The organism is Xanthomonas arboricola, from assembly GCF_002940665.1.
GTDB classification, from domain to species: domain Bacteria; phylum Pseudomonadota; class Gammaproteobacteria; order Xanthomonadales; family Xanthomonadaceae; genus Xanthomonas; species Xanthomonas arboricola_B.
Window position 1 is genome coordinate 1 of the sequence record NZ_MIGY01000004.1, and the last position, 14,458, is coordinate 14,458.

At 62.8% G+C, this 14,458-nt stretch carries 13 protein-coding genes, 1 pseudogene and 1 other annotated feature; of the genes and pseudogenes, 7 read left to right on the forward strand and 7 right to left on the reverse strand.

The genetic code is table 11. The features are described from left to right. From XarjCFBP7645_RS19830 to XarjCFBP7645_RS19835, 3 genes and pseudogenes are all read right to left on the reverse strand, one after another. Positions 1-987: hypothetical protein (locus XarjCFBP7645_RS19830; protein ID WP_104538883.1), on the reverse strand; the 987-nt coding region annotated here is incomplete at its 3' end. A gap of 60 nt (positions 988-1,047) precedes the next feature. Then, a complete protein-coding gene (locus XarjCFBP7645_RS21515; RefSeq protein ID WP_141696414.1) occupies positions 1,048-1,233 on the reverse strand; it encodes a hypothetical protein in 186 nt (61 codons plus the stop codon). A 356-nt stretch (positions 1,234-1,589) separates the two neighbouring features. Further along, positions 1,590-2,815 (reverse strand): annotated as a pseudogene (locus XarjCFBP7645_RS19835) (IS3 family transposase). Beyond that, positions 2,421-2,537: a sequence feature (AL1L pseudoknot), on the reverse strand. It overlaps the preceding pseudogene by 117 nt. A 600-nt stretch (positions 2,816-3,415) precedes the next feature. Between XarjCFBP7645_RS19835 and XarjCFBP7645_RS19845 the strand changes: the two are divergent. From XarjCFBP7645_RS19845 to XarjCFBP7645_RS19865, 5 genes are all read left to right on the forward strand, one after another. Next, positions 3,416-3,757, forward strand: a complete 342-nt coding sequence (locus XarjCFBP7645_RS19845) for a SymE family type I addiction module toxin (RefSeq protein ID WP_080959954.1) — start codon at positions 3,416-3,418, stop codon at positions 3,755-3,757. 107 nt (positions 3,758-3,864) lie between these two features. Beyond that, positions 3,865-4,113 carry a hypothetical protein gene (locus tag XarjCFBP7645_RS19850; protein WP_047126282.1) on the forward strand — a complete coding sequence of 83 codons (249 nt, stop codon included), beginning with the start codon at positions 3,865-3,867 and terminating at the stop codon, positions 4,111-4,113. Positions 4,114-4,585: 472 nt separating this feature from the next. Then, a complete protein-coding gene (locus tag XarjCFBP7645_RS21520) occupies positions 4,586-4,789 on the forward strand; it encodes a hypothetical protein (protein ID WP_146096399.1) in 204 nt (67 codons plus the stop codon). A 673-nt stretch (positions 4,790-5,462) separates the two neighbouring features. Continuing rightward, entirely contained in the window at positions 5,463-6,254 is a 792-nt protein-coding gene (locus tag XarjCFBP7645_RS19860) for a hypothetical protein (protein ID WP_047126283.1), read from the forward strand. 99 nt (positions 6,255-6,353) lie between these two features. Beyond that, entirely contained in the window at positions 6,354-6,710 is a 357-nt protein-coding gene (locus XarjCFBP7645_RS19865; RefSeq protein WP_047126284.1) for a DUF5329 domain-containing protein, read from the forward strand. Positions 6,711-6,724: 14 nt separating this feature from the next. Here XarjCFBP7645_RS19865 and XarjCFBP7645_RS19870 read toward each other — a convergent pair whose 3' ends face one another. From XarjCFBP7645_RS19870 to XarjCFBP7645_RS19880, 3 genes are all read right to left on the reverse strand, one after another. Beyond that, positions 6,725-8,824 (reverse strand): methyl-accepting chemotaxis protein, encoded by a 2,100-nt coding sequence (locus tag XarjCFBP7645_RS19870; RefSeq protein WP_258079594.1) that lies wholly within the window; start codon positions 8,822-8,824, stop codon positions 6,725-6,727. Continuing rightward, entirely contained in the window at positions 8,821-9,318 is a 498-nt protein-coding gene (locus XarjCFBP7645_RS19875) for a hypothetical protein (protein ID WP_047126286.1), read from the reverse strand. Before XarjCFBP7645_RS19875 ends, XarjCFBP7645_RS19870 begins: the two co-directional genes overlap by 4 nt. Positions 9,319-9,820: 502 nt before the next feature. After that, positions 9,821-10,255, reverse strand: coding sequence for a winged helix-turn-helix transcriptional regulator (locus XarjCFBP7645_RS19880; protein WP_039513244.1), 435 nt, complete (start codon positions 10,253-10,255; stop codon positions 9,821-9,823). A 134-nt stretch (positions 10,256-10,389) separates the two neighbouring features. Between XarjCFBP7645_RS19880 and XarjCFBP7645_RS19885 the strand changes: the two genes are divergently transcribed. Next, positions 10,390-11,277 carry an SDR family oxidoreductase gene (locus XarjCFBP7645_RS19885; protein WP_104538884.1) on the forward strand — a complete coding sequence of 296 codons (888 nt, stop codon included), beginning with the start codon at positions 10,390-10,392 and terminating at the stop codon, positions 11,275-11,277. 551 nt (positions 11,278-11,828) lie between these two features. After that, positions 11,829-13,274 carry an OprO/OprP family phosphate-selective porin gene (locus XarjCFBP7645_RS19890; protein WP_104538885.1) on the forward strand — a complete coding sequence of 482 codons (1,446 nt, stop codon included), beginning with the start codon at positions 11,829-11,831 and terminating at the stop codon, positions 13,272-13,274. 152 nt (positions 13,275-13,426) lie between these two features. On the opposite strand, the gene XarjCFBP7645_RS19895 is transcribed toward XarjCFBP7645_RS19890, so the two are convergent. Continuing rightward, on the reverse strand, positions 13,427-14,458 hold the full coding sequence (locus XarjCFBP7645_RS19895) for a methionine synthase (RefSeq protein WP_104538886.1): 1,032 nt from the start codon (positions 14,456-14,458) through the stop codon (positions 13,427-13,429).

Genomic DNA, 14,458 nt, shown 5'->3' on the forward strand with positions numbered 1-14,458 from the left:
AGCGATCAGCATCGCAGTTGCTGGCTCACACGTTGGCCGATGATTGCTTCGTCGCGACTGGTATTTCAGCAGCCTGTTAGGCGTCAGCCACAATGGATGAACAACTTCCACCTCCCCGATTTTCGCAACGGGCGCTGGGAATGCACTTTTTCCATTGCATGCGTAATAGAGAGCACTGGAAAGACAATCTTCTAAATTAGCGCCAATGAGAATTTTAGTCGCCCCAATCTCCAAAGCAGCGGCCTCCAAGACCTTTCTGACTCCGTAAACCCCTAGCACCTCAAGGTCGTCTCCCGGGAAGGTTTTCTCGAATGCAGTGACCCAGTCTTTTTCAGAATCACGAAATCCGATCGCGGACGCTGTCTCTTGAGGTGTGAAAAATCTGATGTCCAAGCCATGTGCTCCGCAGATGGCTTGAGCCCTCTCTTTGCCCCTGTCCCAATCAGGTATGCCAAGCATCATCACCGGACGGATGTTTTCGACAGGCACAACTTCAGACCTAACCAAGGCACCAAGAAGGGCGTTGCTATCTCCCCCACCGCTTACTCCTACAATCAGGATTTCGTCGGGCTGGATGCCGCAATCCAAAAGCGCTTGCTTTACGTTTGCGTCAACGATCGAAACACATTCCTCTGGAGTAAGGAAAACGCCCTTGACCTCTGCTTTACCCACTCCGTCAACCGCTTCCACCTGCATCCACGTGGATGCGCCGGCGCGGGGAGTGGGCATTGATCGGCGACCCAGCATTGCTCTGTAGTCGATGTTCCGATTGGGAACAATCATGAATTCCGCAGCACTGCCATAGCTTGATAACGGGGAAAAAGGATCAACAAACAGTTGATATTCGTCGTCATGCGCAACTTTTACATATGTGCTCACCTGGCTTATCGGCAACCCAAACCTCTTGCAGATCGAGTCCACAGAATCGCTAGTCTCAAACTCCAAATAAAAGTCGCCATGGGCACTATGAAATAATATCTTCTCCATCTTAATCAGCTCCTTCCGATTAACGCAAAGACGGCAGGCGTTAGCCTGCCGTCCGATAAATCAACCGTAGAAAGTAGCACTCGACGGATTCAAATAGCGCTCCAAGCCGTAGCAGGAGACCTTGATCGAATCCTCATTGATTGTAGCGGTCTCAGGCTTGAAGTCCGAGACGGAGAAGCTTGAAGCATCCTGCTTAGAACGAAACGCCTGGATTTCACGATTTGCTTTTTTTTCAAGAGCATTCATGATTAACTCCTTGGTTTGTCGTGCTAAATGTGCCCAAAGGCACTCAATTGCCATCCCTTTCCGGATAGCACCAAGCGCGGCGCGCTTGACTCTTTGGTGGCGGTCACCAAGCTATTTTCGGCACTTATCTAGCGTCCACTTCATGGGCGCCTCAAAGTTAGCCAAATATATGAGCAGTTGAAGGGGCACATTTCCTTTGCGCGCTCGACACAGGATCTATCACTGTTGGAGATATATCTATCACCCCCTGCCTCTTTGCGTCAATCCTACCACTCAAAACGCCCGCTTTTTTTTTAAATCTTTGATCTTTGTCACAAGTGAACCGCCCCGGGAATCCCGGAGCCCCCTTGTTTGAGTCACGCCGACATGGCGGACTCATGGGAGTGGGAATAGTAGTGGGCCTCAGCCTCGGCCGGTGGGATATTCCCGATTGGCTCCAGCAATCGACGGTTGTTGAACCAGTCGACCCAGTTGAGCGTGGCGCACTCGACCTCCTCGCGCGTGCGCCAGGACGACGTGCGATGGATCACCTTGGCCTTGTAAAGGCCGTTGATGGTCTCGGCCAGCGCGTTGTCGTAGGAGTTCCCTACGCTGCCTACCGAGGGCTCCAGGCCGGCCTCCACGAGCCGCTCTGTGTAGCGGATCGACACGTACTGAACGCCTCGGTCGCTGTGATGGATCAGGCGATCCGGGCCGACCGGCTTGCGCGCGTAGAGCGCCTGCTCGAGCGCGTCGAGCACGAAGTCCGTCTGCATCGAGGACGACGCTTTCCAGCCCACGATGCGACGGGCGAAGACGTCGATGACGAAGGCGACATAGACCCATCCTTGCCACTTCGAGACGTAGGTGAAATCGCTGACCCACAGAGCGTTAGGCCGATCGGCCTTAAATCGCCGTTTCACATGATCCAGCAGGCACGGTGCCTTCGGGTCGCTCACCGTCGTACGCACGGTCTTGCCTCGCATGACGCCGCGCAAGCCTTGCCGCTTCATCAAGCGCTGCACAGTGCAGCGCGCCACTTCGAACTGTTCACGTCGCAGTTGCCGCCAGACCTTGCGCACACCGTAGACCTTGAAGTTGTCGTCCCACACGCGCTGGACTTGCGCCGCCAACGCCTCGTCGGTCTTCGCGCGTGCACAGCGCAACTGCGGATCGGCCCTCCTGACCGCGTGCACGTGGTAGGTCGATGGGGAGATCAGCAGCACTCTGCAGATCGGCTCGACCCCATGGACATCACGCTGCTAATCGATGGACTGCTTCATCGCTTGAAGGGGCGGTCGAGCTCCGCCTGCGCAAAATAGGCCGACGCCTTGCGTAGGATCTCGTTGACCTGACGCAACTCGCGAACCTCGCGCTCAAGCGCCTTGATGCGCTCTTTCTCGGTGCTCGTCATCCCCTCGCGCTTGCCAACGTCGCGCTCGTGCTGCCTCACCCAACCCCGTAGCGTCTCGGCTGTGCAGCCCACCTTGGCCGACACCGATACCATCGCCGCCCATTGCGAGTCGTACTCGCCCTGGTGCTCCTGGACCATCTTCACCGACCGTTCCCGGATCTCCGGGGAGAACTTGCTTGCTCTGCTCATGGCTCCATCTTCTCAAGTAATGGAGCCTCCGGGATTCCCGGGGCGGTTCACAGGGGAAATCTGACGTGCGATTGCGGTACGGCCTGAGTCGCAGTGACTGCAAACCAAAGACCTATCATCAGCCGTCCGGCACCCACGAAGCAGCTACTGGATCTTGGACAAATCCAGGAACACCGTCTGTGCAGCTGGAAGATCCTTCGTCGGAGTGCAGCGAATGCGCATTGGCCGACCCGCTCTTGTCCAATGCCCAGCTCTGACTTGGTCGAGTAAAGCGCCAACGTGCAGATCTTCTATCAACGCTATCCAGAGCGCCAGCATCAACCGGTTGACATGTCACGCAGCGCGTAGCAGTCTCCTCGGCAAGGAGCGTAGAAACTCCTCGAACAGCGGTACCCACCTCCGTCAAACCGGTGGGTTTTTTGTGCCTGCAGCTTCTTGCGGGGGGCAACCGACGCGATGCCTGCGTCGGGAGGGCGGCTAATACAACACCCTCCGGGGAAATACGCCCGCCGACTGTTCGCGGTTTCTAACCTCCCGACATCCCGTCGCCACCCGGCGGCGGGGCCTGTTCGTCAAGGAGGGCTTGCCATGCGTCGATCCATGTCCCGCCCCACCTCAGCGCGCAAGCGCGCCACGGTGCCACCGCCCACCGAGATCGGCTGGCACTCGCTCGACCCCTCGATCACGCCGCGGCGCTACCTGGAGCGCACCCCTATCCCCGAGCCCCGCCACGATCCCAGCAAGCCGCGCCGCCAAGGCCACCCGCGTGCCCCGCAACGCTGCACCGTCGGCTACGGCTACTACCCCGCCAGCGACCAACGCATCCCCACGCTACGCCTACGCGGCCGCTGGCTGGAACAACTGGGCTTTGCCATCGGCAGCAAGCTGCACATCCGCATGCGCGATGGCGAGCTGGTCGTCAGCCTAGCACCCGCCGACTGAGCCGGTGTGCCGCGCACGCGCAGCATGCACGTGCGTGCCCGCATCGAGTGCAACGCGCATGTCGTACACCGTGCGCGCTCCCGCTCACCGCGCCGAGGAGGACACAGATGGACCACCCAGCCGTCGTCTTGCATCTCACGCTGGACCAACGCGACCAGCTCGACCGCCTGCTACGCAGCCTCATCGCTCATGGCGACGTGATCGCCATGAGCAAACCGGAGTGCCTGGAGGTGCAGACGCTGCCAACGTTGGGACAAGCCATCTTCGATGCCGCCCATGCCGTGCGCGAGATGTTTGAGCAGCGGGTGGAGCAAAGGCCGGGCAGGTCGTATCTGCACGCCGAAGATGGCGGTTAGGTTGGTTTGGACCTACTAATGGGTCACTTGCTTTCGCATGACGGCATCTTGAAATCTCAGCGGCTTGCTTCGTTACGCCGCACGTCGTCGAACGTAACGCGATGTCCCTGCAAAGATGCGGCATGGCACATGGCCATGGGCCGCCGCACTGCTGCGAAGGCCGTGCAATTCACAGGCTTGCAGTGATTGACGGCCGTCAACGCCTCGGCGAGGATCGTGTTACGCCGCGCTTAGGCGGCCCAATGATAGCCAGGCGGCTTGGAGGTTTCGATGGAGTTGATACTTCTATTGGGTGCGATGCTTGCTCTTGGCAATATCGTTGCATCGGTTGCAGTACTTCGCGTTTCGGTGCTCTCGCCATCACAACGCGTACTGCAACTTGCCCTCATCTGGCTTGTTCCAGTCATTGGCGCGGTCGTTTGTGCGGCGTTCGCTTCTTCTCAGACATTTGGCCCCACATCGTCCAGTACAATTGACCCGCTCTATCCATCATCCGATGGTGGCGCATCGGACGGCCAAGACATTGGGTCCTTTAGTTGCGACGGTGGTGACACTGGCGGCGCCGGGAGCAGTGACTAGTGGGGATGCCTGGCAATCCATTCAAGTCGAACCCGCTTCGCCGCGCGGTTTAATTAAAGTTTTAGGCAGCACAGAAGATTTTCATGGCAAAAAATAAGGACTATTGGTTTCCTGCCAAGACTTATGGATGGGGTTGGGGTCTTCCCACTGCTTGGCAAGGATGGCTTGCCTATGGCCTTGCAGCCGCCTTCATTGCTGCCGGCGCCTTCATCTTTTCACCAGTCGGTCGCCCGCTCGCTTTCCAAATCTACACGTGGACCGTCGTTCTGCTCCTTGTGGCCGTGTGTTGGATCAAGGGTGAGCCGCCGAGCTGGCGCTGGGGCAAGTAGGGGTGCCGCCTAACAATTCATTCAAGCCGAACCTGCCTCGCGAATCGGCTTAATTCAAGTATTAGGCCGCTTTGCACATGCCCACCCATCCGAAATCATCAAAGACATCAGTGGCGGATCGCGCTCTTCGGCTATTCGCTGTACTACTCCTCTTCTTCGGTGTTTCAGGCACCCTTACTTGGTGGCATCACACCAGAATGCTCTCGTCCTGCGCCACTTCTGCCTCCATCGCAAGAGATCCGGTCGCGTGTCATTCTGACCTTTGGCTGTTCGGCACATCCTGGGCCGGGCTTGCCACTTTTTTGTTTACGCTCTTTGGCGTCTGCTTGCTCTTTTCATGGGGATGGTCCTTGACGCGCCGCAAGCGAAGCTAAAGCCTTAAAATGTATCCAATCGCTCAGCGCTCCAATCTGCCACTCACGCATTACCGCCAAGGAAAGCATGTTCTCCATCTTCAAGAAGAAAGCCGCCCCGTTACTGATCGTTCGAGCCGATGGGCGAGAGTTGTGTCGCGTTAGCCAGAGCGATGTCCCGTGTGAGATCAAGCCAGCCGCGTGGTTGAAGGCCAATAGCGTCCTGGAGTTTGCCGACTCGGCGGGAGAGGTGCATCGGCATGAACTTGGTGCTGCGACGGGGTGGTTCCACTTTTCCGTTCGTGTGCATCCCAACCTCGGGTGCCAGGCAGACTGTGTCATTTCGAAGACCGAGCAGCTCGATCCAGACGCGTTTGCGAATGGCCAAGCATCCGGGATCAGGTTTCAGCCGTTCTTCCTGCCGGGCGCCAGCGTCAGCAGTTCCGCACTTGCAGGCAAGGGGCTTTTTGCAAGGGGTCTGCACTTCAGCGGATTAGTCACCGGCGGCAACGTGCTGCTTTCTTGTGAATGCGACCACTGCAAACGTTCGTTCCTGATCCGCTCCTATCACGCGGGTTTTAGCAACGCGGGATACTTCTACTCGGGGTCCGGCAAGTACACCATCACCGTCGATAGCCATCTGCCTGGCAGCCCTGCAGCGCTGTCCGAGCCGGATGCCGAAGCGCTTGATGTGCTGGAAGACGCATTACCGTTGGCACCGGATGGGTCCCGCTACGCCTACCTCAATCCTTTTCGCTGCCCCCATTGTTCCGAGCCTTACATCGATTTTGAGGCGAACCCGGGGCTGAGGGCGAGCGAGTACTACGGGAATTACTTCGAGGGTTCGACGCTGTTGCGCTACGTCCCTGAGCCTGTTTAGCGTCAGTGGACTGAGCGATGGCTAGAAGGTCGATTGTTGTCACTGCGACCGATCGGCGTGCCTGCTGAGATGGTGGCCTGTTGCGCTAAGATTCGGCTGATGAACGCTAAATTTTTTCTAATTGCACTCCTGCTCAGCTCCTCTGCATCGGCGCAGGGTGTTTCGCCGGCCACGACACGTGAGGTTGGTCAGCTTTTCAAAGTCCTTGCGCAATCCAACTGCGAATTTTCGCGTAATGGGTCGTGGTATGCGGCGCCGAAAGCCAGTGAACACTTGCAGCGCAAGTACGACTACTTGCAGAAGAAGGGGCTGGTGACGTCTACCGAATCCTTCATCGAGCTTGCTGCCACCAAGAGCAGCATGTCGGGCACGCCGTATCAGGTGCGTTGCGGCAACGCTGCGCCGGTATCCAGCCAATCCTGGTTCACTGGCAAGCTGCGGGAGCTGCGTAACTAATACGCCAGCGTCGATCAGGCAACGCGCAGCCTGTGCATTACATCAGCGCTGCCATCGCGCGCCTCCGCCACAAACGCACTCACTGCATCCTCTAGCTGCGCGGCATGGTCGCCCATGGCGCGTGCGGCGGCGCTGGCGTCCTGCATGCGGGTGACGCCGTCGCGCATGTCGGCGTCTACGCCGGCGAGGGTGTGATGCACCTGCGCGATGCTGCCGGCTTCCTGTTGCGAGGCGACGGCGATCCTGCTGAGCGTGCTGCTGACCTGGCCGATGGTGGCGACGATGTGCTGCATGCCTTCGCCGGCGTGGCGCACCTGCTGCACGCCGGCCTGCATATGCGTGACCGATTCGCCGATCAGCGTCTTGATCTGGCTGGCGGCGGTGGACGAGCGCAATGCCAGCGCGCGCACTTCGCCGGCGACCACGGCAAAGCCGCGGCCTTCTTCGCCGGCGCGTGCGGCTTCGACGGCGGCATTCAGGGCCAGGATATTGGTCTGGAAGGCGATGCCGTCGATGACCGAGACGATGTCCTGGATGCGGCGCGAGGCCTGTTCCATCTGCTGCATGGTGCCCATCGCCTGGTGCATGGTGTCGCCGCCGCTGCGTGCGGCCTCGGAAGCGGCGGCAGTGAGCTTGTCGGCGTCGGCCGCCTGCGCGGTGTGCTCCTGCATGGTGCCGAGCACGGCCTGCATCTGGGTGGCGGTGCGGCCCAGGGTGGCCGACTGCCGCTGCACCTGCTGCTCCAATGCATCGTTGCGGGTCAGGATGTGGCCGGCGGCGTGATTGATCGCGGTGCTGGAGCTACGAATCTGCGTGATGATGCGCGCCAACTCGTCGGCGGTGGCGTTGGCGTTGCGCTTCATCTGCTCGAACACGCCTTCGCAGTGGCGGTCGATGCGCTGGGTCAGATCGCCACGTGACATCGCCGCCAGCATGCGGCGCATGTCCTGCAGACTGTCGTCGGTGATGGCCAGGAACTGGTTGACGCCCTCGGCCAGCTGGCCGAGTGTGCCGCTCCTAGCATTTCCCCGCAGACGGGCACTGAGCTCGCCACGCGCAGCCTGCGCAATGACCGTGGCAAGTTGCTCCTCCAGCGCCAGGTCCTGGGTGCGGTCCTGCCACTCCACCACCACGCCCAGCGAGGCGCCGTCGTCATCGCGGACCGGGGTGATGTTTTCCTGCAGTTGCAACGCCGCCAGCGCGCGCGTTTTGCTGCTGCCTGCGTCATGCCCCAGCTGCACCGCATCGGCCAGTGCGGTGTGCAGCACATGCGCATCGACCTGCGCGCTCAGTTGCTGGAACGACTGATTGCGATAGATGGCAGCGCCCTGCCCGTCGACGATGGCCACCGCCATTGCCGATGCATCCAGCGCCAGGCGGATACGGCGATTTTCCAGCAGCAGCTGCTGCTGTTGGGCGAGGCGCTCTTCCACCTGCACGCTCATGCGCACCAGCGCCTGCGCCAGCGAGCCGCTGCGGAAGGGCTGCTGCAGGATGGCCGGCGGCAAGGTGGCGCCGGTGGCCAGGGTGTCGGCCAGTTCGGCCAGCGCTTCGGCCTCGTGGTCGAGGGCATCGACCTGACGGCGCAGCTGGATGGCCATCACACAGACGAAGGCGGTTTCGACGATCACGTAGCCGGCATGCAGCACCACGATGCCGAAGCCGCTGCCGACGGTGAACGCCTGCACCGGCAGGCCGCGCGATTGCAGCCAGTAGAACGCCAGGTGATGCACGGCGATGGCGCCTGCGGCGACCACCACCGGCAGCCAGTCGCGGTAGTACAGCAGCAGCGCCAGGATCACGAACACGCCAAAGTGCATTTCCACCAGGCCATGCGCCTGCTGGATGGTGGCCGCGACCAGGGCCATCAGCACCAGCGCGTTGGTGATGCGGGTCAGGCGCGTGCCGGGGTTGGCCTGCACTTGCCAGGCCATCAGCAACAGGCTGGGCAGCGTGACCGCCAGAGACGTGGTCCATTGACCCTGGTACCAGGCCAGGCCCAGCGAGCCGACGCTCTGCAGCACGGCCAGCCACAGAAACAGCCGGTCGGCCTTGATCGCCAGGCGGCTGGCGTAGGTGGAGGTCGGCGGTGCCGATGCGAGCAGTTCCATCATGACAGCGACTCCACGGCACAGGGACAAGGGGACACCAGCGCGGCACCCGGGGTGCGCGCCAGGACATCGGGTAACCAGCGCGACCAATCCGCCGCGCCGGCCGTGCCGCACACCGCGCCGCCGTCTGCGGGGCCGGCGTAGCGCGGTTGGCCGTCGGCGCCGAGCAGCCACACGGCATAGCCGCTGCCACGCAGCGCAGGGGTGTCGAGCATGCGCACCTGGCCGCCACGCGCACGTACCGCGTTGCTGAGCACGGCCCAGGCGCGATCGGCGGCCGGGTCGGTGCAGGCGCAGGCACCTGCGACGCCGATCAGCATCGGCGCCCGCTGCGCGGCCGGCAGGCTGGCCTGGACCTGCGCCCATGCACTGGCGACGTCATTGGCTTGCGCGTGGGGCGTGGTCCAGGCCACGGCGATCCAGCCGCACCACAGCGCGAGCAGGGCAGCGCCCAGGGTGCGTCGCGTTGAGGCGGACAGGGTGCCGAAGACGGGCATGGCGCAGCGGATTCGCGAGATAAGGTGAGCCCCTTATCGGATACCGGTGCATACGCTTGAGCCGGCTTGCGATTGAAATTAGCGATGGCAGCGATAGCATGCGTCAGGCCCGTTACGCCGCAAGGGTTTGCAGGCGACACGCGTCGTGCTTGCGCTGGCGGACGTTTATCCGGCGAGGGATTTTGTGAGTACGCGTTCACAGATCGACGGCGTGTCTGCCGCGTTCGTGGCAGGCCGTGGTGGCTGTGATGTCGTCACTCTGGAGTCGGGTCCAGGTGCCAGGGCGTGCCCTCGACAGCGGCGATGCATGGCGAGTCCGCCACTGAGCCGCCTACGCTTCCGGGCCCGAGTATCGATGCCTCGACAGAGCACGCCTGGCAGACGTGGAATCCATCCACCCGCTGCGCCTAGTGCAAGCGCGTAGGCGGTCAACCAACGCGCCGAGGCGCCCACCTGGCAGGTCAGCGCCGTCAGCTCGCTTGCCGATGCTGCAGGCCGGCGCTTACGCCATTGCTTCGTCGGCATCCAGCGCAACCGCCGGCTGCTGGGCATGATCGAAGCGTTCGCGTGCGGAGCGGATGGCCGCATGGTTCTCGCCTGCCCAGTTGAGCAGCTGCGAGATCGGGCCGAGCAGCGCCACGCCGAGCTTGGACAAGGCATATTCCACGCTGGGCGGCTTGGTCGCGTAGACCTTGCGGGTGATCATGCCGTTGCGCTCGAGGTTGCGCAGGGTCTGGGTCAGCATGCGCTTGGAGATGTCCGGCACGGCGCGCTGGATGGCGCTGAAGCGGGAGGGGCCGGGGATCAGCGTCAGCAGGATCAGCATGGTCCATTTGTCGCCGATCTGATCGAGCACGTCGCGCACCGGGCACTTGGTGGCGTCGAACGGCATGCCTTGCAGGGACGGCGGCGGCGGAAACAGAGCAATCGCGTTCACTGGGATATCTCACGGTAACCAGGGGGTGGAAAACTGCCTCCTTGCGGAGGTTCGAACGGCCCTGACAATAGGTGCGCGGACCAAGAGTCTAGATAGTAGACCACACCTCTTATCAATACCTACTGGAGTTCACCATGGCACACACCTCTCCCCTGATCCTCGTCACCGGCGCCAGCGGGCAGCTGGGCGCATTGGTGGTCGAAGCACTGCTGGCGCGTGTCCCGGCCGCTCGGATCGTAGCAACGGCCCGCGATACTGCGTCACTCGCACAGTTCGCAAAACGCGACATCACCGTGCGTCGCGCCGACTACGCGGACCCGCAGAGCCTGGATCAGGCCTTCGCAGGCGTGGGCCGGGTGCTGCTGGTGTCGTCCAATGCGGTGGGCGAACGCGTGCCGCAGCACCGCAACGTGATCGAAGCCGCCAAGCGTGCCGGCGTGGAGTTACTGGCCTATACGAGCGTGCTGCATGCCGATACCAGCACGCTGGCACTGGCACCCGAGCATGTGGCTACCGAGGCGCTGCTGCGCGAGAGCGGCGTGCCGCACGTGCTGCTGCGCAATGGCTGGTACACCGAGAACTACACCGGCTCGATCGCGGCCGAGGTGGCGCATGGCGCGGTGATCGGCAGCGCCGGCGAGGGCAGGATCAGTGCGGCCACGCGTGCCGACTATGCCGAGGCCGCCGCAGCGGTGCTGGCCGCCGACACGCCGCAGGCCGGCAAGGTCTACGAACTTGCCGGCGATACTGCCTTCACGATGGCCGAGTATGCCGCCGAGGTGGCGCAGCAGTCGGGCAAGCCGGTGGCCTATCACGACCTGCCCGAAGCCGACTACGCGGCGGCCTTGGTGCAGATCGGCCTGCCGGCTGCATTCGCACAGGTGCTGGCGCAGTGCTCGGCATCCTCGCGCGGCGGCAGCCTGTTCGACGACAGCCACACGCTGAGCCAGCTGATCGGCCGCCCGACCACCGCGCTGCGCGATGCGGTGGCGGCGGCCTTGCAGGCGACACCGGCCGGCTGAGCCGAGCCGAGCCCTGGCACGGTGCTGCTCGACAGCCCGCAGCAGCATCGGCCCGGCGCTACGCCGCGCGGTGCGTGACCCGGCAAAGGCGGGCATGACCCCGCCTTTGCCATGTTTCTGAGTCATCGTCCCTTGCCCACGCGTTGGCGACGACGACAGCACGCCATGGCCGTGCCAAGCACGCGCTTCGGCCTTTGCGTTGGCAGCTGCTCCTGGCGGCACCATCTGCCCATGGCACCGCAGGTCCGATGGCCGGCGGCAGCAACCAAAGCGTCACATCCGCGCCTGATGCCCGCGCCGCGCACCGCTGGGCCCGCCTTCTGCACGTCGCACAACTGACACGCGCCAGACACGCAGCTGACACAGCGTTGCGCTGTGCGGGGCCGCCGATGTCACCAAACTGACATCAAATCTAAATATAACTGCACGCATTGCCGCACCGTCAGGACGACCGGGCGCCTGGTGGGCGTGCCGGCGCCGTGTTCGCCGCCCGCCGGGCAGCGCCGGCCTGACGCTGCCGCCGACCCGTTTCCCTTGCACGAGCCGGACCAATGAAAAAACGCAATCTCGCCACTGTCCTGTGCGCCCTCAGCGCGACCGCCAGCGGCAGCACGCTGGCCGCCGAGCTGGAGCTGTACGTCGACCGCAAGACCAAGCAGATCTTCGCCGAGCCGGCCCCAGGCCGCGACAAGCTGGGCAAGTTCGTGCAGGTGGACGAGAACGGCAAGCTGCCGGCGTCGGCAATGCCTGCCGCACCGGCCTTGCCGCCCGCCCCTGCGGCAGCGGCGCCTGCCGACACCGCCATCGCCCAGGCCGCACCTGCACCGGTACCGGCTGCGGCACCGGCCAAGGCTAGCGAGGCCGGCAAGAAGTGGTACGACAAGCTGAGCCTGCGCGGCTACACGCAGATCCGCTACAACCAGGGCATCGGCGGCGACGCGCAGGATCTGCGCGCACCCGGCGACCGCTTTATCGGCAACGACCAGAGCCTGGGCATCCGGCGTGCGCGCCTGGTGCTGAGCGGCGATCTCAACGAGCACGTGTCGCTGTACTTCCAGCCGGACTTTGCGAGCACGCCGACCGGTTCGACCACCTCCAACTTCGCGCAGCTGCGCGATGCGTATGCCGACATCTACTTCGACAAGAAGCGCGAGTACCGCGTGCGCGTGGGCCAGTCGAAGATGCCGTACGGCTGGGAGAACCTGCAATCCAGCCAGAACCGTCTCACCCTGGACCGCGCCGACGCGCTCAACTCTGGCCTGCGCGACGAACGCGATATCGGTGCGGTGTTCTACTACAGCCCCACCGTGGCCAAGGGCCGCTTCCAGGATCTGGTCAAGTCGGGCCTGAAGGGCTCGGGCGACTACGGCGTGATCGGTGCCGGCGTGTACAACGGCCAGGGCGCCAACCGCGCCGAGCGCAACGACAGCATGCATGCGGTGGTGCACGCCACCTACCCGTTCAAGTTCGCCAACGGCCAGTACCTGGAAGTGGGTGCCGATGCCTACAGCGGCCGCTTCGTGCCGACCGCGGCGGCAGTCAACATCGGTGGCCGCAGCTTCACCCCGGCCATCACCGACCCGAACGGCTACACCGACCAACGCGTGGCCGCGCACATCATTTATTACCCGCAGCCGTTCGGCCTGCAGGCCGAGTGGACGGTGGGCCGCGGCCCGGAGCTGGATGTCGCACAGCGGCGCATCCGCACCCGTTCGCTGAGCGGCGGCTACGTGCAGGCGATGTACAAGCACGATGGCAGCTACGGCACCTTGCTGCCGTACCTGAAGTGGCAGACCTACCGCGGCGGCTCCAAGTTCGACACCAATGCACCGCGCATGCGCCTGGACGAGGTGGAAGCCGGCGTCGAGTGGCAGCCGATGGATGCGCTGGAACTGGTGTTCGCCTATTCGAAGATGAAGCGCACCGACGTCACCACCGCGCCGTATCCGGTGGTGGAAGGCGACTTGCTGCGGCTGCAGTTGCAGGTCAATTACTGAGCCCTGCACCGTGATGGAAGACCAACAAGCCCCCGCATGCGGGGGCTTGTTGGTGGTTGCGTCGCTAGCCTTGGTGGCCGCTTGCGTCGGCAGGATGGCGCTAGCCGCGGCCCTGTTGCTTTGGCCGCCGACCCAGCGCCGGCACCGGCGCGCTAGCGGGCTGCCAGTTCTGCGCGAATGATGTCTGCGCCTGCGCTGAGGGCCTTGAGCTTGCCTCTTGCAACATCCCGGGCCAGAGGCGCCATTCCGCAGTTGGTGGACGGGTAGAGCTTGTCGGCATCGACGAAGCGCAACGCCTTGCGCAGCGTATCGGCCACTTCTTCCGGTGTTTCGATCGTATTGCTCGCCACATCGATGGCCCCGACCATCACCTTCTTGCCGCGTACCAGTTCGATCAGGTCGATCGGCACGTGCGAGTTGTGGCACTCCAGCGAGATGATGTCGAGCGTGGATGTCTGCAGCTTGGGAAACGACTCTTCGTACTGACGCCACTCCGACCCCAGGGTCTGCTTCCAGTCGGTATTGGCCTTGATGCCGTAGCCGTAGCAGATGTGGACGGCGGTCTCGCACTTGAGCCCTTCGACCGCACGCTCGAGGGTGGCAACACCCCAGTCGTTGACCTCGTCGAAGAAGACATTGAAGGCCGGCTCGTCGAACTGGATGATGTCCACGCCGGCCGCTTCAAGCTCCCTGGCTTCCTGGTTGAGGATGACGGCAAATTCCCACGCCAGCTTTTCGCGGCTTTTGTAGTGCGCGTCAAAGAGGGTGTCGATCATCGTCATGGGGCCGGGCAGCGCCCATTTGATCGGCTGGCGGGTCTGCTGGCGCAGGAACCTGGCATCGTCCACAAACACCGGCCTGGGGCGGCTCACCGGGCCAACGACGGTGGGGACGCTGGCGTCATAGCGATTGCGGATCCTGACAGTCTCGCGCTTTTCGAAATCCACGCCGCTGAGGTGTTCGATGAAGGTAGTGACGAAATGCTGGCGGGTCTGCTCGCCGTCGCTGACGATATCGATGCCGGCGTGCTGCTGTTCCTGCAGCGACAGGCGCAATGCATCCTGCTTGCCTTCGATCAGTTCCTCGTCCTGCAGCTTCCAGGGCGACCAGAGTTTCTCCGGCTGTGCGAGCCAGGACGGCTTGGGCAGGCTGCCGGCGGTGGAGGTAGGGAGCAGCTTTTTCAT

Excerpts from the sequence above, each read along its gene's own strand:
- XarjCFBP7645_RS19885 (WP_104538884.1), top strand. The coding sequence starts at position 10,390 with ATGGCACACACCTCTCCCCTGATCCTCGTCACCGGCGCCAGCGGGCAG.
- XarjCFBP7645_RS19865 (WP_047126284.1), top strand. The coding sequence starts at position 6,354 with ATGAACGCTAAATTTTTTCTAATTGCACTCCTGCTCAGCTCCTCTGCA.
- XarjCFBP7645_RS19845 (WP_080959954.1), top strand. The coding sequence starts at position 3,416 with ATGTCCCGCCCCACCTCAGCGCGCAAGCGCGCCACGGTGCCACCGCCC.
- XarjCFBP7645_RS19860 (WP_047126283.1), top strand. The coding sequence starts at position 5,463 with ATGTTCTCCATCTTCAAGAAGAAAGCCGCCCCGTTACTGATCGTTCGA.
- XarjCFBP7645_RS19870 (WP_258079594.1), bottom strand. The coding sequence starts at position 8,824 with ATGATGGAACTGCTCGCATCGGCACCGCCGACCTCCACCTACGCCAGC.
- XarjCFBP7645_RS19890 (WP_104538885.1), top strand. The coding sequence starts at position 11,829 with ATGAAAAAACGCAATCTCGCCACTGTCCTGTGCGCCCTCAGCGCGACC.
- XarjCFBP7645_RS19895 (WP_104538886.1), bottom strand. The coding sequence starts at position 14,458 with ATGAAAAAGCTGCTCCCTACCTCCACCGCCGGCAGCCTGCCCAAGCCG.
- XarjCFBP7645_RS19875 (WP_047126286.1), bottom strand. The coding sequence starts at position 9,318 with ATGCCCGTCTTCGGCACCCTGTCCGCCTCAACGCGACGCACCCTGGGC.
- XarjCFBP7645_RS21515 (WP_141696414.1), bottom strand. The coding sequence starts at position 1,233 with ATGAATGCTCTTGAAAAAAAAGCAAATCGTGAAATCCAGGCGTTTCGT.
- XarjCFBP7645_RS19850 (WP_047126282.1), top strand. The coding sequence starts at position 3,865 with ATGGACCACCCAGCCGTCGTCTTGCATCTCACGCTGGACCAACGCGAC.